This window comes from Massilia scottii, from assembly GCF_030846495.1.
GTDB classification, from domain to species: domain Bacteria; phylum Pseudomonadota; class Gammaproteobacteria; order Burkholderiales; family Burkholderiaceae_D; genus Telluria_A; species Telluria_A violaceinigra.
Window position 1 is genome coordinate 85,845 of record NZ_JAVCWM010000021.1, and the last position, 26,374, is coordinate 112,218.

General features: G+C 66.1%; 16 protein-coding genes and 1 other RNA gene. 13 read left to right on the plus strand and 4 right to left on the minus strand.

Annotation, left to right across the window (positions count from 1 at the left end; all coding sequences use genetic code 11):
* Window positions 1–235: 235 nt before the first annotated feature.
* The 11 genes from ubiD to RBA41_RS24535 all read left to right on the plus strand — a co-directional run bounded on the left by ubiD (window position 236) and on the right by RBA41_RS24535 (window position 16,452).
* Window positions 236–1,720 (plus strand): 4-hydroxy-3-polyprenylbenzoate decarboxylase, encoded by a 1,485-nt coding sequence (gene ubiD, locus RBA41_RS24485; protein ID WP_306626846.1) that lies wholly within the window; start codon window positions 236–238, stop codon window positions 1,718–1,720.
* 249 nt (window positions 1,721–1,969) lie between these two features.
* Window positions 1,970–6,220 (plus strand): RHS repeat-associated core domain-containing protein, encoded by a 4,251-nt coding sequence (locus RBA41_RS24490; RefSeq protein ID WP_306626847.1) that lies wholly within the window; start codon window positions 1,970–1,972, stop codon window positions 6,218–6,220.
* A gap of 27 nt (window positions 6,221–6,247) precedes the next feature.
* Entirely contained in the window at window positions 6,248–6,766 is a 519-nt protein-coding gene (locus RBA41_RS24495) for a hypothetical protein (protein WP_306626848.1), read from the plus strand.
* A gap of 50 nt (window positions 6,767–6,816) precedes the next feature.
* Window positions 6,817–6,915: signal recognition particle sRNA small type (ffs, locus tag RBA41_RS24500), an RNA gene on the plus strand.
* A gap of 161 nt (window positions 6,916–7,076) precedes the next feature.
* Window positions 7,077–9,245 (plus strand): DNA polymerase III subunit gamma/tau, encoded by a 2,169-nt coding sequence (locus RBA41_RS24505; protein ID WP_306626849.1) that lies wholly within the window; start codon window positions 7,077–7,079, stop codon window positions 9,243–9,245.
* Between the two features lie 47 nt (window positions 9,246–9,292).
* Window positions 9,293–9,619, plus strand: a complete 327-nt coding sequence (locus RBA41_RS24510) for a YbaB/EbfC family nucleoid-associated protein (protein WP_099881273.1) — start codon at window positions 9,293–9,295, stop codon at window positions 9,617–9,619.
* Window positions 9,620–10,210, plus strand: coding sequence for a recombination mediator RecR (gene recR, locus RBA41_RS24515; protein WP_306626850.1), 591 nt, complete (start codon window positions 9,620–9,622; stop codon window positions 10,208–10,210).
* Window positions 10,210–11,430, plus strand: a complete 1,221-nt coding sequence (locus RBA41_RS24520) for a CaiB/BaiF CoA transferase family protein (RefSeq protein ID WP_306626851.1) — start codon at window positions 10,210–10,212, stop codon at window positions 11,428–11,430. Before recR ends, RBA41_RS24520 begins: the two co-directional genes overlap by 1 nt.
* 108 nt (window positions 11,431–11,538) lie before the next feature.
* Window positions 11,539–12,675, plus strand: a complete 1,137-nt coding sequence (locus RBA41_RS24525; RefSeq protein ID WP_306626852.1) for a glycosyltransferase — start codon at window positions 11,539–11,541, stop codon at window positions 12,673–12,675.
* Window positions 12,656–13,657 carry a DUF2334 domain-containing protein gene (locus RBA41_RS24530; RefSeq protein ID WP_306626853.1) on the plus strand — a complete coding sequence of 334 codons (1,002 nt, stop codon included), beginning with the start codon at window positions 12,656–12,658 and terminating at the stop codon, window positions 13,655–13,657. Before RBA41_RS24525 ends, RBA41_RS24530 begins: the two co-directional genes overlap by 20 nt.
* 395 nt (window positions 13,658–14,052) lie before the next feature.
* Window positions 14,053–16,452 carry a penicillin acylase family protein gene (locus tag RBA41_RS24535; protein WP_306626854.1) on the plus strand — a complete coding sequence of 800 codons (2,400 nt, stop codon included), beginning with the start codon at window positions 14,053–14,055 and terminating at the stop codon, window positions 16,450–16,452.
* Between the two features lie 63 nt (window positions 16,453–16,515).
* Here the strand turns inward: RBA41_RS24535 and RBA41_RS24540 are convergent, their stop codons facing one another.
* From RBA41_RS24540 to RBA41_RS24555, 4 genes are all read right to left on the minus strand, one after another.
* Window positions 16,516–18,621, minus strand: a complete 2,106-nt coding sequence (locus RBA41_RS24540) for a putative bifunctional diguanylate cyclase/phosphodiesterase (protein WP_306626855.1) — start codon at window positions 18,619–18,621, stop codon at window positions 16,516–16,518.
* Between the two features lie 2 nt (window positions 18,622–18,623).
* Window positions 18,624–21,584, minus strand: coding sequence for a hybrid sensor histidine kinase/response regulator (locus tag RBA41_RS24545; protein WP_306626856.1), 2,961 nt, complete (start codon window positions 21,582–21,584; stop codon window positions 18,624–18,626).
* Window positions 21,585–21,831: 247 nt separating this feature from the next.
* The gene (locus RBA41_RS24550) at window positions 21,832–22,059 is read right to left on the minus strand and encodes a YbdD/YjiX family protein (RefSeq protein WP_306626857.1); all 228 of its coding nucleotides are present in this window, start codon (window positions 22,057–22,059) and stop codon (window positions 21,832–21,834) included.
* Window positions 22,056–24,119 carry a carbon starvation CstA family protein gene (locus RBA41_RS24555; protein WP_306626858.1) on the minus strand — a complete coding sequence of 688 codons (2,064 nt, stop codon included), beginning with the start codon at window positions 24,117–24,119 and terminating at the stop codon, window positions 22,056–22,058. The genes RBA41_RS24550 and RBA41_RS24555 overlap by 4 nt, the downstream gene beginning before the upstream one ends.
* Window positions 24,120–24,337: 218 nt before the next feature.
* Between RBA41_RS24555 and RBA41_RS24560 the strand changes: the two genes are divergently transcribed.
* Window positions 24,338–25,711, plus strand: coding sequence for a cache domain-containing protein (locus RBA41_RS24560; protein ID WP_306626859.1), 1,374 nt, complete (start codon window positions 24,338–24,340; stop codon window positions 25,709–25,711).
* Window positions 25,708–26,340, plus strand: coding sequence for a response regulator (locus RBA41_RS24565; RefSeq protein WP_306626860.1), 633 nt, complete (start codon window positions 25,708–25,710; stop codon window positions 26,338–26,340). Before RBA41_RS24560 ends, RBA41_RS24565 begins: the two co-directional genes overlap by 4 nt.
* Window positions 26,341–26,374: the final 34 nt, after the last annotated feature.

Genomic DNA, 26,374 nt, shown 5'->3' on the forward strand with positions numbered 1-26,374 from the left:
CCCGACCCCGTGAAGTTATGAGACAGGCTAGAATCGAGTTCGTAGACAGTGCCTGCTCATCAAGTAGGGCGAATTGTAGAAGCGGGTATATACTAAGTCAATACTAACACAAACGTTCTATATTACTTTTAGATCTAGCTTTTTGTGCTGCGTTGCAGCAAAGTCCTATGAAATCAACCACTTGCCATGGCTAATTGAACAACCATGCTCACATGAAAAAAAGAATTTAAACCCGATGAATTACGTAGACTTGCGCGATTTCATGTCGAAAATGCAAGAAATGGGCGAATTAAAGCGCATTTCCTTGCCAGTTTCCCCTTATTTGGAGATGACGGAGGTGTGCGACCGCGCTTTGCGGGCTGCCGGACCGGCCATTTTGTTTGAAAATCCGACCGGCCACACGATTCCGGTCCTCGGCAACCTGTTCGGCACGCCGCGCCGCGTGGCGCTCGGCATGGGCGCCGACGACGTGGGCGAGCTGCGCAAGATCGGCCATGTGTTGGCCCGCCTCAAGGAGCCGGAACCGCCCAAGGGCTTCAAGGATTTGATGGGGCTCGGCTCCCTGGTCAAGGCCGTGTGGGACATGTCGCCCAAGGAAGTGCGCGGCGCCGCCTGCCACGATATCGTCTGGGAAGGTGCCGACGTCGACCTGGCGCGCCTGCCGATCCAGCATTGCTGGCCGGGCGACATCGCGCCCCTGATCACCTGGGGCCTCGTGATTACCAAAGGCCCTAACAAGAAGCGCCAGAACCTGGGCATCTACCGCCAGCAGGTGATCGGGCCGAACAAGGTCATCATGCGCTGGCTGGCGCACCGCGGCGGCGCACTGGACTTCCGCGAACATGGCATTGCCACCAAGGGCCAGCCGTATCCGGTGGCGGTGGCGCTGGGCGCCGACCCGGCCACCATCCTCGGCGCGGTCACGCCGGTGCCGGACAGCCTGTCCGAATACCAGTTCGCCGGCCTGCTGCGCGGCAGCCGCACGGTACTGACCAAGGCCATCGGCAGCGAACTGCGCGTGCCGGCCTCGGCCGAGATCGTGCTGGAAGGGCATATTTACGCCGATCCGAATCATCCGACCGGCTACGAGCACGCGCTGGAAGGGCCGTTTGGCGACCATACTGGTTACTATAATGAGCAGGACAGTTTTCCGGTGTTTACCATCGACCGCATCACCATGCGGCGCGACCCGGTTTATCACTCTACGTATACAGGCAAGCCGCCCGACGAGCCGGCCGTGCTCGGGGTGGCGCTCAATGAAGTGTTCATTCCGCTGCTGCAAAAGCAGTTCAGCGAGATCACCGACTTTTATCTGCCGCCCGAAGGCTGCAGCTACCGCATGGCCGTGGTGCAGATGAAAAAGCAGTACGCCGGCCACGCCAAGCGCGTGATGTTCGGCGTGTGGAGCTTCCTGCGCCAGTTCATGTATACCAAGTTCATCGTGGTGGTGGACGAGGACGTGAATATCCGCGACTGGAAAGAGGTGATCTGGGCGATCACGACGCGGGTCGACCCGATGCGCGACACGCTGCTGGTCGACAATACCCCGATCGATTATCTCGACTTTGCCTCGCCGGTCAGTGGGCTGGGCAGCAAGATGGGCATCGACGCGACCAATAAATGGCCGGGCGAGACCAACCGCGAGTGGGGCACGACCATCAGCATGACGCCGGAAGTGAAGGCGCGGGTCGATTCGATCTGGCAGGAGCTGGGTATTTAAGTTGTAGAACGGGGGGGGCTTGGCGGCAAGCCCCCGCCATCCGGACTTGCGCTTGTGCGGTGTGGTGACAACGTCGTCCGTTTCGGTGTATTCTTGCACTGATCAATTGTTGCTATAGTTGTATCCTTGTGGTTTCGTCCAGTGCCAAGCTGGCACCGATAACAAGCCCGGGCGCACACTGGCGTCCGATGACAAACCGGAAAAGGCGTGCCGAGGCACCGGCCTTCACCAACCAGGTACGAGCCCGCCATGTTTGAAGCCGCCCGCCTCACCGACCCCATTGCCCACAGCAGCGCCCTGGCCGGATTTCTGGTCGGCGCCCTGATCGGCATCGCCCTGATCGCCGCCGTCGCGTTTGCCACCTTCACCTGCGGTTTTGGCGTCGCGCTGCTCGCCGGCCTGGCGGCCGGGGTGGGCGGCTCGCTGATACTCGGCATAGGCGAGGCGATCGGGAAGTCGATCATGTCGACCGCCGGGGCCATCACCAGCGGCTCGCCCACTGTCTTTACCAACAGCCTGGCGGCCGCCTTCGCCAAGGCGAGCACGGTTCTGTGCGACAAGCACAGCCCGGTGCCGCTGGTGGCGGAAGGGTCGACCAATGTCTTTATCAACGGCTTCGGCGCGGCGCGCAAGAAAGACCACACGGTCTGCGGCGCCGAGATCGACGGCGGGTCATCGAACGTGTTCATCGGCGGCGGCACAAAAGAATACCTGCCGGTCGCCGACGAAGTGCCGCCCTGGCTGCGCACCACGGTCGACTGGGCGTTCGCGCTGGCCGGGCTGGCGGGCGGGCTGGCCGGCCTGGTCAAGGCCGCCGGGGGCTTGTCGCGCGCGCTGCTGCCGTGCGCGGCGAAATTCATCGCCGGCTACGTGGCCGGCGAAGCGGTCGGCCGCTACGTGGCCGCCCCGGTCATTTCGCGCGTGATGGGTGGCTTGCTCGGCAACCCGGTCGAGGTGGCGACCGGGCGCAAGGTGCTGCTGGCCCAGCACGAAATCGACGCCGTGCTCCAGAGTCCCATTCCGCTGGTCTGTGCGCGCTTTTACGGCAGCGACCTCGCTTTCGAGGGCAGCCTGGGCAAGGGATGGGTACTGCCATGGGATTTGCGCCTGCAGCAGCGCGACGGCATGATCTGGTTGACCGATGCCCAGGGCCGCGAAACCGGTTTCCCGCTGGTGCAGCCCGGCCACTGCGCCTACAGCGAAGCGGAGCAGTGCTACCTGGCCTGCACCGCCACCGGACAGTTCATCCTGTATGACCTGAACGAGGTGTATCACGACTTCGGCCTTCTCGACGCCGGCGGCGACATCGCCTGGGTGCGGCGCAAGGAAGACCGCACCGGCCAGTGGCACAGCTACACCCGCGACGACGCCAACCGCGTGAGCATGATCCGCACCAGCGGCGGCCAGCAGCTGCAGCTGCGCTACGCCGAATCGCCATCGCGGCTGACCGCGATCGACTGCACCGATGGCGGAACCCCGGGCACCCTGGTCGCATATGGCTACGACGGGTTGGGCCAGCTGGTGTCCGTCACCGACGCCAACGGCGCCGTGGCGCGCCAGTTCAGCTACCTTGACGGCCGCATGGCCAGCCACACCAACGCGCTCGGCCTGACCTGTACCTACGAGTGGGCCGAGATCGACGGCGCCGCGCGCGTGGTCGCGTGCGGCACCAGCGAGGGCGATCACACACGCTTTCGCTACGACCGTGAGGCGCGCCAGACCTGGGCCCAGGACGAGCAGGGGCGCACTGCGCACTGGCAGTACGACGCGCATTTCCAGATCGTCGCGTGCACCGATTTCGATGGCGCCAGCTATCGCATCACGTACAACGATGCCGGCATGCCGCAGCTGGTGTCGCTGCCGGGCGAGCGCGAAGTGGCGTTCGAATACGACCACGCCGCGCGCGTCATCGCCGAAACCGATCCCCTCGGCCGCGTCACCCGCACGGCCTACCACGCCAACAGCCTGCGCATCAGCGAGCTGATTCTGCCCGACGGCTCCCGCTGGCGCGCCGAGTACGATTATCTGGGGCGCTTGCTGGCGACGACCGATCCGCTGGGCCGCGAGGAACGTAACGAATACCCGAGCGGCCTGAGTCCCTTCCCGGTCGCGCACATCGATGCCAGCGGCGGGCGCCAGCAGATGGAATGGAACCGGCGCGGCCAGATGACGTCGCGCACCGACTGCTCGGGCAAGGTCACGCGCTACCAGTACAACGCCGATGGCCAGCTGGCCTGCCTGACCGACGCCCTCGGCCAGGCCACGCGCTATCACTACCTGCGCACGGGCGAGCCGACCCAGGTGGTGCTGGCCGACGGCAGCACCGAAGAATTCGCATACGACGCGGCTGGCCTGCTCATCGAACAGCGCAGCGGCGAGCAGCCAGCGCGCCGCTGGGTGCGCAACGCGCGCGGCCAGGTGGTCGACGCCATCGATCCCGCGCAGCAGCACCTGCGCTACCGCTACGATGTGCGTGGCCGCGTGGTGGAGCTGGCCCGCGACACCGGCACGCGCTACCGCTTCGAATACGATGCCGGCGACCGCCTGGCGCGCGAAATGCGCCCCGATGGCGCCGAGCGGCGCATGCGCTACGACCCGGCGGGCGAACTGATCGAGATCGAAAAAATCGGCGCCGTGAAAGGCGGCGCCGCGCGCCGCACGGTGCTGTATGAGCGCGACAAGGCCGGGCGCGTGCTGGCGCAGACCACGGCAACCGCCGTCACCCGCTACACCTGGGACGATGGCGACCGCCTGCTCGAAGCGACATCCGAGCCCGATGCCGCCGGCGCCGCGCTGGGCGTGGCGGCGGGCGCGGTCCGCTTCGAGTACGACCGCGCGGGCCGCATGGTGGCCGAACACGGCGCCGACGGCACGGTCGGCTATTCGCTCGACATGCTCGACAACCTGGTATCGCTGGCGCTGCCGCACGGCCAGCGCATCGACATGCTCACCTACGGTTCCGGCCACGTGCACCAGATCCGCTGCGCCGACGGCGTGATTTGCGACTTCGAGCGCGACGACCTGCATCGCGAAGTCGAACGCACCCAGGGTGGCCTGACCCAGCGCATCGCCTACGACATCCTGGGCAGGCGCACATCGCAGACGGCGGGCAGCGCGCCGGAACTGGCGGAGGGGCAGGGACGCCTGTGGCGCAGCTATCGCTACCACCCATCCGGCGACCTGGCCGAGCAGCGCGACAGCGTGCGCGGCGCGATCGATTTTCAGTACGATGCGGCCGGGCAGCTGCGGCGCCAGATGCGCCGCGCCGACCAGCAGCAGGAACGCTTCGTGTGGGATGCGGCCGGCAATCTGCTGCAGGACGCGGGCGAAAAGAGTCGCGGCCAGGTCGAGGGCAACCGGCTCATGGTCTGGCAAGACATGCGCTTCGAGTACGATGCCTGGGGCAATATGGTCACCAAGCGCAAAGGGGCGCACCAGATCCAGCGCTTCAGTTTCGATGCCGAAGACCGCCTGGTGAGCATGGTGACGGAAAACCTGCGGGGCGTGACGGAAACGCGGTTTGCCTACGATCCGCTGGGCCGGCGCATCGCCACGACCGACACGCGCACGCAAGCGGGCGGGCTGGCGCACAGCGTCGTCAGGCGCTATGTGTGGCAGGGGCTGCGCATGGTGCAGGAGCGGCGCGGCAATGCCGTCAGCAGCTACGTGTTCAGTCCCGACGCCGCCTACACGCCGCTGGCGCGGGTCGATGCGGTGATTGCCGCCGCCGCGACGGCCGCCGCCATCGCCACCGCGAAAAGCACGGCGCGCGTGTATCACTTTCATACCGACCTGATTGGCGCGCCGCTCGAAATGACCGACGAAGCGGGCGAGCTGGCCTGGGCCGGCACCTACCAGGCCTGGGGCAAGGTCGGCAACGACGACGATGTGGCGCTTGCCGGCGCCATCGACCAGCCCTTGCGCTTCCCGGGCCAGTATGCCGACGAAGGCACCGGGCTGCACTACAACACCTTCCGCTTTTACGATCCCGACATCGGGCGCTTCATCAGCCCGGACCCGATCGGGCTGGCCGGCGGCGACAATCTGTACGCGTACGCCCCGAATCCGTCCGGCTGGATGGACCCGTGGGGGCTGATGCCGTGGGTCGATCCGGTCAATGTCGGGCACCACCTGGTGCCGCAAAGCCTGGCCCGCTCGACCGGTCCCAGCCTGGTCGCGACCCTGTTCGGCAGCAACACCCAGACGCCGACCTTCTTCTTCTCGAAACCGTATGTGGCGGGCAGCCATGAAGCCATTCACGCGGCCCAAAAACCGTTCGTCGGGCGCCTGACAGGATCGTGGAGCGGCAAGCCGATGGACCTGGTCCGGGCCGCGGGCAGGGGGCTGGACGCGGTATCGCATATCCGGGGCGACCTGAAAATACCGGCAACGGGCGAAGTCATCGCGCACAATGTCACGCCGCGCCAGGCTTACTCCGCGCTGCTGACGTGGGGCAGGAAACAGGCGTTGCCGCCGCGGCCGCCGTCCGGCGGCTGCTGATAACAATATGACAGTGGAGCTATGAACATGCAGCAATTCGAGGTGGTGGTCGACTTTGGCGGCATCGTGGTGTTCGACGACAAGGGTTTGCAGGCGTACTTCGGCAACATCGCCGAGGGCGACAATCTGTACAGGCGCTTCACGACCACCGACGATGGCGACAAGGTGGTTGAGCAGGGAATCGTGATTCCCATTATTGGCGTCAACGACAGTTCCTACCGGGTACTGGTGCGCATGGCCGGGGAACCGTCCATCGTTCCTGACGAGCTGATCATTGTGAGAAACGCGTCGTTCCCGCTGCGGGTGACGGGCCGGCTCATCATTGCGGACCTGGCCGTGTTCCTCGAGTGGTATCCGGAGGAGGGCTGGCAGCAGATCGATATGGCGCCGGGATGCTACGCGGCCGCGGTCAACGGCTTTCGCAAGGTGGAAAATAATGTGGTGGTCGACTTCGGCTTTGAAATCGTGCTCACGCCCGCCGACGCGCTGCCGCCCATGAGCGCCTCGCTGCAGCAGAACATGCAGGTGCTCGAGCTGCCGGGATGAGCCCGCAAGCTGTTTCCCACAAATTCTCCCGGTCGGTTATAATTGTCGCTGGCGGGCCCCTGCGCATTGTGGCATGGCTAACCTGGTCAGGTCGGGAACGAAGCAGCCACGGCCGTTAACCATAAGTGCCGCAGATCAGGCTCGCCTCTTTCGATCTCCTTGTTGTCCAGTCTCCGTCGTACCTTCCCCCAGCACAGTCGCAGCCCGTCCGCACAAGCGGTGGTTTCGCATTCGCGCGCGCTCTTGCTACAATTGCCTTTTCGGGGAGCGGGAATCCCCGCCGCGTTCGCTATCTACGGTAAAATTCAGCATGTCCTATCAAGTCCTCGCCCGCAAATACCGTCCCAAGAATTTCGACACGCTCGTCGGCCAGGAGCACGTGGTGCGCGCGCTGACGCACGCCCTGCAATCGGGCCGCCTGCATCACGCCTATCTGTTCACCGGCACCCGCGGTGTCGGCAAGACGACCCTGTCGCGCATCCTGGCCAAGTCGCTCAACTGCATCGGCCCTGACGGCAACGGCGGCATCACCGCCGACCCGTGCGGCGTGTGCGAAGCCTGCACCGCCATCGATGCCGGCCGCTTCGTCGACTATATCGAGATGGACGCGGCCTCGAACCGCGGCGTCGACGAAATGGCCCAGCTGCTCGAGCAGGCCGTGTACGCCCCCTCGAACGCGCGCTTCAAGGTCTACATGATCGATGAGGTGCACATGCTGACCAACCACGCCTTCAACTCCATGCTGAAGACGCTGGAAGAGCCGCCCGAGCACGTCAAGTTCATCCTGGCGACCACCGATCCGCAAAAGATCCCCGTCACCGTCCTGTCGCGCTGCCTGCAGTTCAATCTCAAGCAGATGCCGCCGGGGCATATCATCAGCCACCTCGATAACATCCTCGGCCAGGAAGGCATCAGCTTCGAGCAGCCGGCCCTGCGCCTGCTGGCCCAGGGCGCGCACGGCTCGATGCGCGACGCGCTTTCGCTGACCGACCAGGCGATTGCCTACGCCGCCGGCGAAGTCACGCTCGACGCAGTGCAGGGCATGCTCGGCGCGCTCGACCAGACGTATCTGGTGCGCCTGCTCGACGCGCTGCTGGCGCAAGACGGCGCCGACCTGATGGCGGTGGCCGACGAAATGGCCAGCCGCAGCCTGTCGTACAACGGCGCGCTGCAGGATCTGGGCACCTTGCTGCACCGGATCGCGCTGGCGCAAAGCGTGCCGTCCGCCGTGCCCGAAGACTTGCCCGAACTGGCCGACATCCTGCGCCTGGCGGCGGCCTTCGACGCCCAGGAAGTGCAGCTGTTTTACCAGATCGCCGTCCACGGCCGCAACGAGATCGGCCTCGCGCCCGACGAATACGCCGGCTTCACCATGACCCTGTTGCGCATGCTCGCTTTCCGCCCCGGTAACGGTGGCGCCGAAGGCGCGCCGCCGACCGGTTCGGCCGCGGCCCGTTCGCCCTCGCCAGCCCGTGCTGCGGCAGCCGCCGCCGCGCCGGCACGCGCCGCATCGGCAGCCGTCGCCAGCCACGCCGTGGTGAGCGCGCCGCTGCCACCGGCACCGCGCATGCCGCCACCGCCCGCGCCAGCAGCGGCGGCACCCGCTCCGGCGCCGCCCGCACCAGCGGCCAGCGTACCGGCCATGAACTCGGCGCGCGCCGCGATCAACGCCGCCCTCGAAGCGGCGCGTTCGGCCAGCCGCGGACAGAACTCTTCGCCGCGCCGACCGACCGCCATGTCGAACCAGGCCGCCGCCAACGCCGCCGCGGCTGCGCCACCGCAGGCCGCGCCGGAGCCCGCACCACCGCCCGCGCCGGCGGCATCGAAGGCGCCGCCGCCGTGGGAGCAGGGCGAGTCGCAGGCTGCCGCAGCGCAGGCCGCACCGCCGCCAGCGCCAGCGCCACCGATGCCGGAGGCGCACTATCCCGAGATGCAGGACGACGAGCCGCCATCGTGGGTCACCGAATTTTCCGACGACACCGCCGTCGCCCAGGAAGCGCCACCGGCCGCCGCCATGCGCGCGCCCGCGCGTGCGCGCCCGGCCTACGTCATCACCCCGGTGCCCGAGATCGACTGGGACGGCAACTGGCCCGGCCTCGCCGCCGGCCTGACCTTGCGCGGCGTGTCCCAGCAACTGGCGCTGCAGACGGAACTGGTTTCCTGCGTGGTGGACGGTAACGTCACCACCTTCAGCCTGCGCGTGCCGATCGACACCCTGCGCGCCAGCGGCAATACCGAAAAACTGTGCGCCGCACTGCAGGAGCGCTTCGCCGCGACCAAGATCCACCTCGAGATCGACATCGGTCCGGTGTGGTACACGGCCAGCGCCGAAGCGATCGCCTGGCGCGAAGAATGCCAGCGCGTGGCCGAGGAAACCGTGGCCAACGACCCGTTCGTGAAAGACGTGATGCGCGACCTTGGCGCGTTCATCGTGCCCGGATCGGTGCGTCCCGCCGCCGCCCCCGGCGCCCCCGCCTGAACCAAACACCCCCTTATTGACCATTTTTTGAATCCCGGAGAACCACCATGATGAAGAACCAGCTCGCAGGCTTGATGAAACAGGCGCAAGCCATGCAGGACAACATGAAGAAGGCGCAGGAACAGTTGGCCAGCGTCGAAGTCGAAGGCCAGTCCGGCGCCGGCCTCGTGAAGATCGTCATGACCTGCAAGAACGACGTCAAGCGCGTCTCGATCGACCCGTCGCTGCTGGCCGACGACAAGGACATGCTGGAAGACCTGGTCGCCGCCGCCTTCAACGACGCCGTGCGCAAGGCAGAAGCGACGTCCGCCGAAAAAATGAGTGGCCTCTCCGCCGGCATGCAGCTGCCGCCCGGCTTCAAGATGCCGTTCTAAATGTCCAAATCGCTCGACTTCCTGACCGAAGCGCTGCGCCGCTTGCCCGGCGTCGGCCCGAAGTCGGCGCAACGCATGGCCTACCACCTGCTGCAGCACGACCGCGAGGGTGCCGCCATGCTATCGCGCGCGCTGTACCAGGCTGTCGACGCGGTTCACCACTGCGCCCTGTGTAACACCTTCGCCGAAACCGACGTGTGCGACCTGTGCCTCGACGACCAGCGCGACACCACCTTGCTGTGCGTCGTAGAGACGCCGGCCGACCAGATGATGATCGAGCAGACCCTGACCTACAAGGGCCTGTACTTCATTCTCATGGGCCGCCTGTCGCCGCTCGACGGCATCGGCCCGAAGGACATCCACCTCGAAAAACTGCTGGTGCGCGCCGCCGACGGCGTGGTCGGCGAGGTGGTCCTGGCCACCAATTTCACCAACGAAGGCGAAGCCACCGCGCACTACATCAGCGAAATGCTCAAGGCGCGCGGCCTGAAGGTGAGCCGCCTGGCGCGCGGCGTGCCGGTCGGCGGCGAACTCGAATACGTCGACCCGGGCACCATCGCGCGCGCGATGCTCGACCGGCGCAGCACCTGATGACGGCGCCGCCATTCAAGCCCGGCGCGCTGGCCGGCATCAAGGTGCTCGAACTGGGCACGCTGATCGCCGGCCCGTTCTGTGCGCGCATGCTGGCCGAATTCGGCGCCGACGTCATCAAGGTCGAAGCGCCCGATGGCGGCGACCCGATCCGCCAGTGGCGCATCCTCAAGGACGGCACCTCGCTGTGGTGGTCGGTCCAGTCGCGCAACAAGAAAAGCATCACCCTCAACATGAAGGATGAACGCGGGCGCGCCATCGCCAGGCAGTTGGCGCTGGAAGCGGACATCATTATCGAAAACTACCGCCCCGGCGTGCTCGAAAAATGGGGCATCGGCTATGAGCAGATCAAGGCCCTCAACCCGGCCGCGATCATGGTGCGCCTGTCCGGCTTCGGCCAGACCGGCCCGATGAAAGACCAGCCGGGCTTCGGCGCCATCGGCGAATCGATGGGCGGGCTGCGCTACGTGTCCGGCCATCCGGACCGCCCGCCGGTGCGCGTGGGCGTGTCGATCGGCGACTCGGTGGCCGCGCTGCACGGCGTGATCGGCGCCATGATGGCGCTGCGCCACCGCGACGCCACCGGCGGGCGCGTGGACGGCGAAGGGCAGATGGTCGACGTGGCCCTGTACGAAGCCGTGTTCAATCTGATGGAGTCGCTGGTGCCCGAGTTCGACCACGCCGGCGTGGTGCGCGAGCGTACCGGCGGCGCGCTGCCGGGCATCGTGCCGTCGAATACCTACACCACCGGCGATGGCGAGAACATCGTCATCGCCGGCAACGGCGACGCCATCTTCAAGCGCCTGATGCTGGCCATGGGCCGCATCGACATGGCCGGGGACCCGCAACTGGCGCGCAACGATGGCCGCGTGCCGCGCAGCGCCGAGATCGACGATGCGATCCAGGCCTGGTGTGCCACGCAAAGCATAGCCAGCGCGCTGGCGACCTTGCAGGCGGCCGATGTCCCGGCCGGCAAGATCTACTCGGTGCGCGACATGATGAGCGACCCGCAGTTCCTCGCCCGCGACATGTTCGAGCAGCACCACTTCAGCGACGGCACGCCGGTCAAGCTGCCCGCCATCACGCCCAAGCTGTCGGCCACGCCGGGCCAGACCCGCTGGCTCGGTCCGGCGCTGGGTGAGCACACCGACGACATCCTTGCCAGCCTCGGCTATGACGCCGATGCAATTGCCGCCCTGAGACAGGCGAAGGTGCTGTAGAAGCTGCCAGCGGTGTCCATCCCATGTCGCGCTGCGAGCGTTTGCGTGCGCTCAAACTCCACCCGCTTTGCGCTGCTATGGTGTGCTCTCCCAACCGAGTCCACCAACATGCACCTCGTAGACATCACCATGTTTTATGCCGCGGAAGGCGGCGGCGTGAGCACTTACCTCAACGCCAAGGCGGCCTGGCTTGCGCGCCGTAACCGCGTGCGCCACACCATTCTCAGTACCAACGTTGACAGCCGCGACGGCACGCCGGCATTGCGGCGCGTTCCCGCCATCGCCTTTCCCGGCGTGAACGGCTTTCGCATGCCGCTCTCGATCGGCGCGTCCACGCGCATCATGCTCGGCCTGCAACCGGACCTGATCGAAGCCGGCGACGCCGGCCACGGCGCATGGGCGGCGCTGCGCGTGCGGCGCAAGCTGGGCGTGCCGGCGGTCGCCTTCTACCATTCCGATCTGCCGCGCCTGATACACGAACGCTTCGGCCAGCCCGCGCGGCGCGCCGCCGGCGCCTACCTGGCCCACCTGTACCGCCAGTTCGACCTGGTGTTCGCACCGAGCCGGCTGATGGTGCACCAGCTGGCGGCCATCGGCGTGCGCGATGTGGTGCACCAGCCGCTCGGGATCGACATCCACACGTTTTGCCCGCAGCGCCGCAGCGCGTCGCTGCGCGAGCGCCTCGGACTGGCGCCGGAAACGCGGCTGCTGGTCTACGCCGGCCGCTTCACCGCCGAGAAAAAGCTGACGGTGCTGATCGACGCCGTGCGCAAGCTGGGGCCGCCGTATCACCTGCTGCTGATCGGCGGCGGCGGTGCGGTGCCGCACTGCGCCCGGACCAGCCGGATCGCCTTCCAGCGCGACCAGCGCGTGCTGGCCGGCCTGCTGGCCAGCTGCGATGTGCTGGTCCATCCCGGCGACTGCGAAACCTTCGGCCTGATCGTGCCCGAAGCGATGGCGTGCGGCCTGCCCGTGGTGGGCACGAGTGGGGGCAGCGTGGCCGAACTGATCGATGACAAAACGGGCATCGTGGTGCCGCCCAACAGCGTCGACAGCCTGGCGGCAGGGATCGAGGCGCTCTTCCGCATGGACCTGGCGGCGATGTCGCGCGCGGCGTCGCGCAAGGCGCACGAGTACTACGACTGGAACCGCATCATGCCGCAGCTGATGAACCGCTACGCGGGCCTGCTGGCGTCGCGCGCGCGGGCCGACCTGGAGGCCGAGCGTGCCTGCGCCACCGAATGAGCAGGCGGCGCTGTGCGTCGTCATCCACGATGTGGCGCCGGCCACCTGGCCCGATTGCCTGCGCCTGCTGCAGGCCGTGCGGGCGGTGGCCGACATTCCCCTCACGTGGCTGGCGGTGCCGCGCTGGCATGGCGGCGAGGACCGCTCGCCTGCGTGCGAGGCGGCGCTCGACAGCCTGCTGGCCGACGGTCATGAAATCGCCCTGCATGGCTACACGCATGTTGATACCGCTGCGGAGCGGCGCGACTGGCGCAGCCGGTTTTTGCGGGGGGTGTACACCGAAGGGGAGGGCGAGTTTGCCGCGCTTGACGCGGCCGAGGCGAGGCGCCGCATCGAGCTGGGGTTGGCATGGTTCGATGAGCGCGGCTGGCCCGCCAGCGGTTTCGTCGCGCCGGCATGGCTGCTCAGCGATGGAGCCTGGGAGGCGGTGCGCAGCTACCCGTTCCTCTACACAACCACGTGGAGCCATTTTCACGTCTTGATGCAGACGCCCGCGAATCCGGCGGTTCCGGCACAGCCCTTGAATCCGTCGGCTCCGGCACCACCCTTGCACCGATCATTCCCACGCGAGGACGGCCCTCGACGGGAACGTATGGAACGTATGTTCTCTGAAGCGCCGCCGCCATTGCCTCACGCCTTGCTATCGCCATCCCTGGTGTACGCGGCACGCAACCGCGCCGGGCGCATCGTTTCCCCGCCGCTCGCCTGGACGCTCGCCCGGCTGATGCACCCTTCGCCATTGGTACGCCTGGCCCTGCACCCGCGCGACGCGCGCCACCCCGCACTGCTGCGCCATGCGCAGCAACTCATCGAACACTTGCTGCAATCGCGTGCGGCGCTGACCAAGAGCGCCTTTGCCCGTCAATGGGCCGCAGTCGCTACCAGTACGGCCCCCAATAACCGCCCAGCGACCAGTGCGACCGGCCCACACCACCGTGAAAATGCGGATAGCCATAGCGCTGCAGATCATCCCGCGCGCTAAGTTGCAGTACGCAATTGCGCCACGAATCCGAGTTGGACGGATAGCCTAGCCTGGAACACGCCGGGCCGTACACGACCATCATCCGGTCCATTTCCGCCTGCGCCGAGGCGGCCCGTTGCTGCGGCGTGGTGCAGCCGGCGAGCAGCAACGCGCCAATACACACCGTCATGAGCTTTCGCATCGATATCTCCTTTATGCGCGTGCGCTTTGCGCGCGGCCGCGTATGTCCTTGACATAGCTTAAAAGGGCCGCTAAGCAGGGGCCTGATCCATATCAAACGGTTAAGGGGAACCTCGTACTTGTTCTAGTCTCGCACCAACAGTCCCACCAACAATGTTTGCGCGTAGCCTGATTTTTCTGGCAAGATGCCTTGCGAAATCAAACCGGGGAATGTTATGCGTACGCGTGGAATCAAAGTCTGGTCGGTCCGGCTGCTGCTTGGCCTGCTTGTTCTGCTGGTGCTCGCGGCACTGGCCGTGTGGCTGTACCTGCGCGCCAGCCTGGCGCGGCTTGACGGCGACATCAAGGCGCCCGGCCTGTCGGCCCCGGTCACGGTGGCGCGCGACGGGCGCGGCGTGCCCCTGATCAGCGGCGCGCGCCGTGCCGACGTCGCCTACGCCACGGGCTTCGTGCATGCGCAGGAGCGCTTCTTCCAGATGGACTTGCTGCGCCGCGCGGGCGCCGGCGAACTGGCCGAACTGTTCGGCGCGCGCGCCTTGCCGCGCGACCGCGCCAACCGCCTGCACCGCTTCCGCGCGCGCGTGGCCGCTTCGCTCAAGCTGCTCAACCCGGCCGACCGCCAGCTGCTCGATCGCTATGTCGCCGGCATCAACGCCGGCCTGGCGGCGCTTGGCGCCAACCCGTTCGAATACGCCCTGATCGGCGTCAAGCCGCGTCCCTGGAGCGCGGAAGACTCGCTGCTGGTGGTCTGCGCGATGTACTTCGACCTGCAAGGCACGGTCGAACCGCGCGAACTGACGCGGGGCTGGATTCGCGACCACAGCGACGCCGCGCAGCTGGCCTTCCTGCTGCCCGAAGCGAGCAAGTGGGACGCCCCGCTCGACGCCGCCGGCATCGCCGTCGCGCCGGTGCCCATCCCGCCGGCGCCGCCGGCATGGTGGGGCAAGCCGCGCCAGCCTGGCGCGCACAAGACTGCCTCGGCCGACTTCATCGATGCGGTCGGCAGCAACAACTGGGCCGTCGCCGGCAGCCGCAGCAAGGATGGCGTGGCCATTGTCGCCGACGACATGCACCTGGGCCTGTCCCTGCCCAACATCTGGTACCGCCTGGCGATCCAGTACCCGGACGCCAAGGGCGCGCCGCGCCGCATCGTCGGCGTTACCTTGCCGGGCGCGCCGCCGGTCATCATCGCCGGCAGCAACGGCCGTGTCGCCTGGGGCTATACGAACAGCTACGCCGATCTGCTCGACCTCGTGATGCTGGGCCAGGACAAGCAGCATCCTGACCAGTTGCGTACTCCCGCGGGCTGGGAAAAGCCGGTCGCCGTGGTCGAAACCATGTTGGTCAAGGGCGCTCCCGCCGAGCGGATGACGGTACTCGACACCTCGCTCGGCCCCGTGCGCGAGAGCGGCGGGCGACCGTATGCCATCCACTGGCTGGCGCACGCGCCGGCCTCGATCAATCTCGATCCGATCAGGCTCGAGACGGTCGACACGCTCGATGAAGCACTGTCGATCGCGGCCACCATCGGCATTCCGTCGCAAAATTTCGTCGGCGGCGACGACAAGGGCAATATCGGCTGGACTATTTCCGGCCCGCTGCCGCGCCGCACGCAGCCGGGCAGCGGCGCCACCTTCCCGCTGGCCGTCGATGGCGGGCAGGCCAGCTTCGATGGTGCGCTGGCGCCGGCCGATTATCCGCGCGTGGTCAATCCGCCCGGCGGCCAGCTGTCGACCGCCAATAGCCGCCAGTTAAATGGCGCGCATGCGCAGACTCTCGGCGACGGCGGCTTCGACATCGGCGCGCGCAACCGCCAGATCCGCGATGGTCTGGCCGCGCTCGGGCCGAAGACCGACCTGGCGGGCGTGTACGGCGTGGCGCTGGATGACCGCGCGCTGTTTGTCGCCCCGTGGCGCGAGCGCGCGATCAAGGTGCTCGACACGGCGGCGCTGCAGGCCAAGCCGCAGCGCGCGCAGTTCCTGGACCTGTTGAACAAGAGCTGGAGCGGGCGCGCCAGTGTCGATTCGGTCGGCTACCGGCTGGCGCGCCACTTCATGTGGGCGGTGGGCGATGTGCTGTTCGAGGGAGTCAATGGCGATCTGGCCGCGCTGCATCCCAAGTCGACCATGGCGCTGGCGACGTCGCGCTGGCCGGAAGTGGTCACGCGCCTGCTCGACGAGCAGCCGGCTGCGTGGCTGCCGCCGGGGCACGCGAACTGGCAGTCGGTGCAGCTCGAAGCAATCGACCGGGTGATTGTGGAACTGGCGGCCGATGGCACGCCCCTGTCAAGTGCGACGTGGGGCGAGCGCAATACGGCGGCCATTGCGCATCCGATTGCCGCCGCCGTGCCGTTCGTGGCACGCTGGCTCAGCGCACCGGCCGACATGCTGCCCGGCGACGCCAACATGCCGCGCGTGTCGGGCAAAAACTTCGGTCAGTCGGAGCGGATGACGGTGTCGCCCGGGAAGGAAGAGCAGGGCGTGTTCAACATGCCGGGTGGGCAGAGCGGGCATCCGCTGTCGCCGTATTTCATGGAAGGCCACGCCGATTGGGTGAGCGGGAAACCGACCCCGTTGCTGCCCGGGGTGGCGCGGCATACGCTGACGTTCAAGTAACCCGGATCGAACCGCCGTCCCCGCGCCCTGGCGCGGGGACGGCGTTGTGAGGCTGCTCCCGCCCTATTTCATCGCCAGCGCCATCGCCCCAGCTTTATTGAGCATCAGCGTGATCGATTCATGCGGTGACGGATGCCCCAGGTAGAACCCCTGCACCAGATCGCACCCGTACTCCTCCAGCAGCACCAGCTGTTCATCGGTCTCCACGCCTTCGGCCACCACCACCATCTTCAATCCATGCGCCATGGCGATGATGGCGCGCGTGATCGCGGCGTTTTCCGAGTCCTGCGGCAGCCCGCAAATGAAGCTCTTGTCGATCTTGAGCGCGCGCACATCGAAGCGCTTCAGATAATTCATCGACGAGTACCCGGTGCCGAAGTCGTCGATCGACAGATACACGCCGATCCCGCGCAGCTGCTCCAGGGTCGCCATGGTCGCCTTGGCGTCGTCCATGAGCGTGCCTTCGGTCAGCTCCAGCTCCAGCATCTTGGGATCGAGCCCCGAGTCGTGCAGCGCCGAGAGCACGATCTGGGTCAGGTTCTCGTCCTTGAACTGCTTGGCCGATAAATTGACCGCCATGCGGATCGCGCGCCCGGTCGCCTTTTGCCAGGCCTTGGCCTGGCTGCAGGCAGTGCGCAGCACCCACTCGCCGATCGGCACGATCAAGCCCGTTTCCTCGGCCAGCGGAATGAACTCGGTCGGCGAAATGATGCCGCGCTCGGGATGGCGCCAGCGCACCAGCGCTTCGACGCCCACGATCTCGGACGAGCGCACGTCGATCTGCGGCTGGTACAGCAGATACAGCTCTTCGTTCTTGAGCGCCTTGCGCAAGCCCACTTCGAGCTTCACGTGGCTCATGATCTGCATCGTCAGCGAAGAACTGTACAACTTGGCGTTGTTCTTGCCGCAGTTCTTGGCGTGATACATGGCGGTGTCGGCGAACTTGAGCAGCGAGTCGCAATCGTCGCCGTCTTCCGGGAACAGCGAAATACCGATGCTGGCCGTGACAAAAATTTCGTGCCCCTCGATCAGGAAGGGACGGCGCATCGCTTCCTTGACCCGGTGCGCCACATTGAGGGCGTTTTCGACCCGCTCCAGGTCGGGAATCAGGATCGTGAATTCGTCGCCGCCCAGGCGCGCCAGGTTGTGCGACTGGTCCCCGCGCGAGACCAGGTCGCTCGGGCGGATGGTTTCGCGCAGTCGCTCCGAGACGATCTTGAGCAGATGGTCGCCCACGTTGTGGCCCAGGGTGTCGTTGATGCGCTTGAAGGCGTCGAGGTCCATGAACAGCACCGCGAACTTTTTCTTGCCGACCTTGGAGCGGTGCAGTTCGCGTTCCAGCGTTTCGAGAAACGCCTGGCGGTTCGGAATGCCGGTCAGGCTGTCGCAATAGGCCAGGCGGCGGATCTGTTCCTCGGTGCGGCGCCGCTCGCTGATATCGCGCACGAGGCCCAGCACCTCGTCCGGTCCGGTGGCGACCAGGCGCGCTTCGAAGTGCTGCACCATGCCGAAGCTGGCCAGTTCATATTCGACCGAGCGCACGTGCTGGGTATCGAGCACGCAGTGCATCTGTTCGAGCAGGCGTTCGGCGATGTCGCGCGGGAGCACTTCGGTGATGTGCTTGCCCACGCACAGTTCCGCGGGAATGGCGGCCGAGGCGTCGTGGCCCTGTTCGTAATCGAGGTAGACGCCGTCCTTGCCGAGCCGGAAAAAGGTGTCGGGGATGGCGGCCAGCACCGCGCGGTTGTGGGCGTCGGCGATGCGCAGCCGCACGATGGCGTCGCTGGCGCGCAGCACGTACAGCACGCGGTGGCCGAGGATCGGCCAGTTGATCGGTTTCGACACGAAGTCGGTGGCGCCGGCCTCGTAGGCGTTGGTGACCGCTTCAATGTCGTCGCCGCCGGTGACCATGATGATCGGTACCGGGGCGCCGGTTTCGATGCGGCGGATCTCGCGGCAGGCCGAGAAGCCGTCCATGTTGGGCATGTCGACGTCGAGCAGGATCAGGTCCGGCGCCATGCTCTGGTAGAGGGCGACGGCTTGCAGGCCGTCCTCCGCTTCGATCGCGTCCAGGCCGACCTGGCCGAGCATTTCGAGCATCAGCAGGCGCATGACCGGATCGTCGTCCGCCACCAGGACGACGCCGCGCTTGATTGGGGTAGCAGCCATTTTTAATGTTCCTTCTCTAGGAGGGCATTGAGCGAGTGGCACACGGCCTGGAATTCCCGCTCCATGTCGGTAAGGATGCCGGACGCGCCTTCGGTGGTATCGGTGCGGCCCAGCGTTTCCATGTCTTTGCACATCTGCGCCAGCGTTTCGGCGCCGACATTGGCGCTGCTCGATTTGAGGCTGTGCGCGACCTTGCGCAGGTTGCCCGGATCGAGCCCGGAAATGGCCTGGCGCAGCGTGCGCAGGTGCTGCGGCGTGTCGCCCACATACGCCGCAATCACTTTTTGCACCAGCGCGTCGCCGCGCTCCTTGCTCAGCGCCCGGATATTTTCGAGCGCGTGGCGGTTGATGACGTCGCGCTGCACCGCGCCCGGCGTGGCAGGCAGGCGCGCGGCCGGCGCACGCGGCTCGATCTGGCGCAGCACGGCATCGTGCGGACCGGCTTCACGCGGCGCCGCGCCGGTGCGCACTGTTTGCGCCGGCGGCGCGGGAGGGGACGCAGGGACCGGTGCGGGCACCGGAGCAGGCATCTGAGCAGCGCCGGCGTGGTGTACGTTGGCGGCCAGCGGCAGCGTGATCCAGCGTCCGAGCACGGCGGCCAGCTCCTGCTGGCTGAATGGCTTGCTCAGGTAATCGTCCATCCCGGCGGCGAGGCACGCCTCCTGGTCGCCCTGCAGCGCGTTGGCGGTGATCGCAATAATGGGCAGCGTGCGCGCGCGGCCGCATTCGCGCTCGTGGCGGCGGATTTCGGCGGTGGCGGCAAAGCCGTCCATCACCGGCATCTGGCAATCCATCAGCACCACGTCGTAGCCGTCGGTGCGGGCCGCGGCCAGCGCTTCGGCGCCGTTGCGCGCGCAGTACACGCCCAGGCCGAGCGAGTCGAGCATGGCGGTCGCCACTTCGACATTGACCGGGTTGTCCTCGGCCAGCAGCACGCGCTGGCGGCGCAGCTTGCGGCCCGCTGGCGCGGCCGGGGCGTGCGCCACCGGCACCGGCGCCAGGGAGGCTACCTGCTTGCCGCGTGGACGCGTCATGATGCATTCGAACAGGTCGGCCGCGCGCGCCGGTTTGATCAGCTGGTATGCCACGCCCGCTTCGCGCCGCTGCACCGGGTCGGCCGCCAGCCGGTTGTCGCTGATGAGCATGATGCGGGTGGCGCTGGTGGCGGGGTCGCCCTTGATGCCGGCCGCCAGCGACAGCCCGCTGGTGCGCTCCAGGTTCATGTCGATGATCGCCACTTCGTACGGGCGCCCGCTGTGGGCCGCGGCCAGCAGGCGGTCGACCGCGTCGCGCGCCGACACCGCGCTGTCGCTGGCGACCTGCCACTCGGCCAGCTGCTGTTCCAGGCTGGCGCGGCTCTCCGCCTCTTCGTCGACGATCAGCACGCGCATGCCTTCGGTCATGCGCAGGCTGGCGTCGAGCATGTTGGGGTCGACCCGGCGCTTGTCGAAGCTGACCGTGAACCAGAAAATCGAGCCCTGGGTGGGAGCGTTGTCGACGCCGATTTTACCGCCCATCAGTTCGACCAGCTGGCGCGAAATGGCCAGGCCGAGGCCGGTGCCGCCGTATTTGCGCGTGGTCGAACTGTCGGCCTGGGAAAAGGCGTCGAAGATCCGGCTGCGCGCCTCGCGCGAGACGCCGATGCCGGTGTCGTGCACCTCGAAGCGCAGGCCGACGCTGGCGCCGTCTTCGGTTTCGACAGCGACCTTGGCCAGGATCTGGCCGCGGTCGGTGAACTTGAGCGCGTTGCCGATCAGGTTAGCCATGATCTGGCGCAGGCGGTTGGGGTCGCCGCAGATGGCGATCGGGATATCGTTGGCGATCGCAAAGTCGAGCGCGATGCCCTTGGCCTGCGCTTGCGGGGTGTAGATGGTGTTGATATCGTCGAGCAAGTCCCACAGGTTGAAGTTGATGTATTCGATCGACAGCTTGCCGGCCTCGATCTTGGAAAAATCGAGGATGTCGTTGATGATCACCAGCAGGTGTTCGCCGGAGCGCTTGACCAGCCTGGTGTAGTTGCGCTGGGTATCGTTGAGCGCGGTGCTCAGCAGCATTTCGGTCATGCCGAGCACGCCATTCATGGGGGTGCGGATTTCGTGGCTCATGGTGGCCAGGAAGGCGCTCTTGGCGCGGCTGGCCGCTTCGGCCGCGTTCTTGGCCTTTTCCAGCTGCTCGGTGCGCACGCTGACCTGGCGTTCGAGTTCGTCGCGGTGGTGGGTGAGGGCGGCGCCGCGCCCTTCGATCTGGGCCAGCATGGCGTTGAAGCTGTCGATCAGCGAACCCATTTCGTCGGTGCGCTCGTGGGGGATGCGCAGGTTGTAGTTCTGGCTGGCCGAGACCTTTTGCGCCGCGTTGATCAGCTTGGCCACCGGGTCGGCGATGCTGGCCTTGAAGCGGCTGGCCAGCATCAGCGACATCAGCAGCGAGCCGCCCATGGCGGCGGCGATCACGCCCAGGCTCTTGAGGATGTCGAGCCACATCAGGGTCAGGTCGGCCTCGATCATGACGATGCCGACCTGATAATTGCCGTTGATGATAGGGCGGTACAGGCGCATGCGGCTGGACCAGAAGCGGCTGCCCTGGCGGCTGGCCTCGGCCAGCACGTCTTCGTCCAGGTTCATTTCCGGCGCGCTCGGTTCCGGTTCGGCGTGACCGCTGCGCACGTAGCGGGCAAAGAGTTTGCCTTTGCGGTCGAACAACACCGCGTTGGATATTTCGACCTTGGCCTTGAGCGCGGACAAGGTGGCGGTGGCTTGATCGCGGTCGTTGAACATCAGCGCGTCGACGCTGTTGGTGCCGATCACGCCGGCAAACGAGGATAGCTGCATGCCTTCGTCCTTGCGGTGGTTGAGGACCGAGGTGACGGCAAAGGCGATGAAGACAAAGAACAGCGCGGTGCCGGTCGACAGGAACGAAATGATCGTCAGTTTTTTGTTCAGGCTTGAGCGTTCAAAGTTCAGCATGGGACGACCCGGCAAAAGGTGGTGTGGCCCGGGAAATATGTCCCGCAGGAAAAATATACGGGGATTGATCTGGCACGACTTTGATAAGGCACAAAGGTGCCGGGACGGTGTCTGAAAATGCGACAGGTGGGAGTTGCTTGGATAATATTGCGAGCGCGTGTCTTCGGGGCCGTGCGCGCCCCCGCCAAATGACGGCGTGCGCACGGTGCGGATGTAAAAAAGGGACGCCGCAGCGTCCCTTTGTGTTTCAGCAGCAGCCGCCGCGCTTTCCCGCGCCGCCGTAGCGCGCTTCCTGGCGCTCGCGGAAGAACTCCTCATAGCTCATCATCGGGTCGTCCGGATGGGTCGCCTCCCTGTGCGCCACGTAGGTGTCGTACTCGGGCAGGCCGACCATCAGGCGCATGCTTTGCCCGAGGTAGCGGCCGGCCTGGGCCAGGCCGCGTCCGGCATCGGCCAGATCGCTGAACATGCTCATGCGGGCTTGACCGCATTGACGACGAACGGCGTTTCCTGCGAGCTTGGCGCGGCATCGGCGCGGGCCTTGAGCACCGTGCGCGCGCCGAAAAACAGTACCGACAGCACCACGAACATGAAGAAGCCCGCCAGCGACGCATCGAGGTAATCGTTGAACACGATCTGATGCATCTGCGCCATCGACTTGGCCGGCGCCAGCACGGTGCCCTGGTCGATGGCTGCCTGGAACTTTTGCGCGTGGGCCACGAAACCGATGCGCACATTGTCGTGGAAAATCTTTTGCCAGCCGGCGGTCAGGGTGCAGGCCAGCAGCCAGGCGGTCGGCACCATGGTCACCCACGCATATTTGGCGCGCTTCATCTTGAACAGCACGCAGGTGGCGAGGATCAGGGCGATGCCGGCCAGCATCTGGTTGGCGATGCCGAACAGCGGCCACAAGGTATTGATGCCGCCCAGCGGATCGACCACGCCCTGGTACAGGAAGTAGCCCCAGGCCGCCACGCACAGCGAGGTGGCGATCAGGTTGGCCGGAATCGATTCGGTGCGCTTCATCGACGGTGCGAAGGTGCCCAGCAAATCCTGCAGCATGAAGCGTCCGGCGCGGGTGCCGGCGTCCACCGCCGTGAGGATGAACAGGGCCTCGAACAGGATCGCGAAGTGGTACCAGAAAGCCATCATGGTCTTGCCGCCGATGACGTTCGACAAAATGTTGGCCATGCCCACCGCCAGGGTCGGGGCGCCGCCGGCGCGCGAAATGATGGTGCTTTCGCCGACATCTTTGGCGGTCTCGGTCAGCATCTCGGGGGTGATGTAGAAGCCCATCTGCGTCACGGCCGCCGCCGCCGATTCGGCCGTCGTGCCGAGGATCGCGGCCGGGCTGTTCATGGCAAAGTAAATGCCCGGCTCGATGGTCGAGGCGGCCACCAGCGCCATGATGGCGACGAACGATTCCATCAGCATCGCGCCGTAGCCGATGAAGCGCGCGTGCTGTTCGTTTTCAATCATCTTCGGGGTGGTGCCGGACGAAATGAGCGCATGGAAACCCGATACCGCGCCGCAGGCAATCGTAATGAACAGGAAGGGGAACAGGCTGCCCGACCACACCGGTCCGCTGCCGTCGATGAACTTGGTCACGGCCGGCATTTTCAGGTCCGGCGCGACGATCAGGATGCCGATCGCCAGGCCCACGATGGTGCCGATCTTCAAAAAGGTCGACAGGTAGTCGCGCGGCGCCAGCAGCAGCCACACGGGAATCACGGACGCCACGAAGCCGTAGCCGATCAGCATCCAGGTCAGTTCGGTGCCGGTGTAGGTGAACATGGGGCCGAGCACGGCGTGCTCCTGCACGTACTGGCCGCCGATAATGGCCAGCATCAGCAGCACGAAGCCGATCAGCGACACTTCGCCGATGCGTCCCACGCGCACGTAACGCGAGTACACTCCCATTAACAGGGCGATCGGAATGGTGGCCATGACGGTGAAGCTGCCCCACGGCGAGCCGGTCAGGGCCTTGACCACGATCAGCGCCAGCACGGCGAGAATGATGACCATGATCATGAAGGTGCCGAGCAGGGCGATGACGCCGGGAATGTCGCCCAGTTCCGATTTGATCAGGTCGCCGAGCGAGCGGCCGTCGCGCCGGGTGGAGATGAACAGGATGATGAAGTCCTGCACCGCGCCGGCCAGCACCACGCCGGCCAGGATCCACATCATGCCGGGCAGGTAGCCCATCTGCGCGGCCAGCACCGGGCCGACCAGGGGGCCGGCGCCGGCGATGGCGGCGAAATGGTGGCCGAACAGCACGTATTTATTGGTGGGAACGTAGTCGAGGCCATCGTTGAACTTGTAGGCCGGGGTCTGGCGCCTGGGATCGAGCCCGAGCACGCGGTCGGCGATGAACTGGCTATAGAAGCGGTACGCGATCAGGTACACGCAGACCGCCGCGGCGACGATCCAGATCGCATTGATGGCTTCGCCGCGCTTGAGCGCGATATAGCCGAGCGCGCAAGCGCCGAAAACCGACAGCGCAGCCCAGCCGAGCTGGCTTGACAGACGTTTCATGGTGACTCCTCCAAGGTGTTTTTTTATGGTCCGTGCTGTTTTGACCGGTTAAGCCGGTTTCGATCCTGCACAGCGTGAATCAGTATCGAATGGGCTGTTCTCATCGGCAAGCGCAGCATTACGCAGAGCAATACGTATTACTACGTAACCACCCGCGGCGGAAGCGACGTAGAATGTGGCTCATTTCACAAAGCCGTCAACGGCAGGCCGGGCGCTGCATGAAGTTAAGGCAAAAGGTCATTTTTCTCGCGATCACGCCGCTGATTCTGGCGCTGTGCACGATCGCGCTGTTCGTGCGCCATCAGGCCATCACGCTGGCCCAGCAGCAGCGCGATACTATCCAGCAAGCATATTTGGCCAGCAAGGAAGCCGAGCTCAAGCACTACGTCGACCTGGCGGCGCGCTCGGTGGCCCATCTGGTCAATTCCGGCAAGCGCGACGACGCCACGCTCGACGAAGCCAAGCGCATTCTGTCGACCCTGAGCTACGGCGACGATGGCTATTTCTTTGTCTACGATTACCAGGGCAACAGCCTGATGCATCCACGCCAGCCCGAGCTGGTGGGGCGAAACCTGTGGGACATGCGCGACGTCAACGGCGAGCCGACCATCCAGCGCCTGATCGCCCGCGCCAGGGCCGGCGGCGGGCTGCAGCGCTACATCTGGGCCAAGCCGTCGATCAACAAGTCGGCGCCCAAACTCGGGTTTGTGATTCCGATGGAAAACTGGGGCTGGATGCTGGGCACCGGCATCTATCTCGACGACGTCGATGCCGCCCTGGCCAAGATCGACGCCCAGCAGTCGCGCAATATCCAGGGCACCTTGCTGTGGATCGCGGTGCTGGCGATCGTCAGCGCGCTGGTGGTGGCCAGTTCCGGGCTGGCCTTGAACATCAGCGAGCTGCGCGTGGCCGACGCCAAGCTCAAGGTGCTGGCCCAGCGCGTGGTCGAGTCGCAGGAGCAGGAGCGGGCGCGCCTGTCGCGCGACCTGCACGATGGCATCAGCCAGTGGCTGGTATCGATCAAGCTGCAGATCGAGGCCGGCGTGATCCGTCTCGGTGGCGACGCGGCCCAGCAGCAGAAGGCGCGCGCCAGCTTCGAGCACACCGCCAGCCAGCTCAACGATGTGCTGGGCGAGGTGCGGCGCATTTCGCACAATCTGCGTCCGGCCATTCTCGACGACCTCGGCCTGGCCGCCGCGCTCGACCACCTGGCGCACGAAGCGACCCAGAACAGCGCGTTGCCGGTGCGCTTCCTGGCGCGCGGCGCCAGCGAGGGCCTGGACGATGTGGCCAACACGGTGCTGTTCCGCATCGCCCAGGAAGCGCTGACCAATATCGAACGCCATGCCGGCGCGCGCCAGGTCGAGATCACGCTGGCGTGCGAGGGCGGTTGCGTCACCCTCACGATTGCCGACGATGGCGCCGGTTTTGACGCGGCCAGCGTGGCGATCCACCCCAAGCGCGGCATCGGCCTGCGCAACATGATGGAGCGCATGGACGCCATCGGCGGGCAACTCGCCATCACTTCGTCCGCCGCCGGCACCTCGGTGCAAGCGTCGGTTCCGCTTCCCCCCACCGCCATGCGCTCATGACCGACAAACTCATTCACATCCTGCTGGTCGACGACCACCCCCTGGTGCGCGACGGCTTGCGCGCGCGCCTGGAAGCGGTGCCGCATTTCAGTGTGGTGGCCGAAGCCGACGGCGCCGACGACGCGCTGCGCCAGGCCGGCGAGCACGCCATCGACCTGGTGCTGATGGACATCAACATGCGCGGCATCAGCGGCATCGACGCCACCGCCCAGTTCCGCCAGCGCTACCCGGCCATCGCCGTGCTGATCCTGTCGATGCACGACAAGATCGAATACGTCAGCCACGCCATGCAGGCCGGCGCGCGCGGCTATGTGCTCAAGGACGCGCCCGGCAAGGATATCGTGCTGGCCATCGAGACCGTGATGGCCGGCGGTATTTACTACAGCGCCGCGCTGGCGCGCCAGCTGGCTCGTCCGGCCGTGCAAGACAACCAGTTGACGGTGCGCGAACAGGAAGTGCTGCAGCAGCTGGCCGGTGGCCAGTCCAACAAGCAGATCGCGCGCGCGCTCGACCTGTCGGTACGCACGGTGGAAACGCACCGCCTCAATATCAAGCGCAAACTTGGCATCGAAGGCCAGGCCGAACTGATCAGATACGCCGTGCAGCACGCACGTTTTGAGGGAAGCTAGTATCCTTTTACATTGACGGAAAATAATGATGACG

Excerpts from the sequence above, each read along its gene's own strand:
- ubiD (WP_306626846.1), top strand. The coding sequence starts at position 236 with ATGAATTACGTAGACTTGCGCGATTTCATGTCGAAAATGCAAGAAATG.
- RBA41_RS24490 (WP_306626847.1), top strand. The coding sequence starts at position 1,970 with ATGTTTGAAGCCGCCCGCCTCACCGACCCCATTGCCCACAGCAGCGCC.
- RBA41_RS24495 (WP_306626848.1), top strand. The coding sequence starts at position 6,248 with ATGCAGCAATTCGAGGTGGTGGTCGACTTTGGCGGCATCGTGGTGTTC.
- RBA41_RS24505 (WP_306626849.1), top strand. The coding sequence starts at position 7,077 with ATGTCCTATCAAGTCCTCGCCCGCAAATACCGTCCCAAGAATTTCGAC.
- RBA41_RS24510 (WP_099881273.1), top strand. The coding sequence starts at position 9,293 with ATGATGAAGAACCAGCTCGCAGGCTTGATGAAACAGGCGCAAGCCATG.
- recR (WP_306626850.1), top strand. The coding sequence starts at position 9,620 with ATGTCCAAATCGCTCGACTTCCTGACCGAAGCGCTGCGCCGCTTGCCC.
- RBA41_RS24520 (WP_306626851.1), top strand. The coding sequence starts at position 10,210 with ATGACGGCGCCGCCATTCAAGCCCGGCGCGCTGGCCGGCATCAAGGTG.
- RBA41_RS24525 (WP_306626852.1), top strand. The coding sequence starts at position 11,539 with ATGCACCTCGTAGACATCACCATGTTTTATGCCGCGGAAGGCGGCGGC.
- RBA41_RS24535 (WP_306626854.1), top strand. The coding sequence starts at position 14,053 with ATGCGTACGCGTGGAATCAAAGTCTGGTCGGTCCGGCTGCTGCTTGGC.
- RBA41_RS24540 (WP_306626855.1), bottom strand. The coding sequence starts at position 18,621 with ATGGCTGCTACCCCAATCAAGCGCGGCGTCGTCCTGGTGGCGGACGAC.
- RBA41_RS24545 (WP_306626856.1), bottom strand. The coding sequence starts at position 21,584 with ATGCTGAACTTTGAACGCTCAAGCCTGAACAAAAAACTGACGATCATT.
- RBA41_RS24550 (WP_306626857.1), bottom strand. The coding sequence starts at position 22,059 with ATGAGCATGTTCAGCGATCTGGCCGATGCCGGACGCGGCCTGGCCCAG.
- RBA41_RS24555 (WP_306626858.1), bottom strand. The coding sequence starts at position 24,119 with ATGAAACGTCTGTCAAGCCAGCTCGGCTGGGCTGCGCTGTCGGTTTTC.
- RBA41_RS24560 (WP_306626859.1), top strand. The coding sequence starts at position 24,338 with ATGAAGTTAAGGCAAAAGGTCATTTTTCTCGCGATCACGCCGCTGATT.
- RBA41_RS24565 (WP_306626860.1), top strand. The coding sequence starts at position 25,708 with ATGACCGACAAACTCATTCACATCCTGCTGGTCGACGACCACCCCCTG.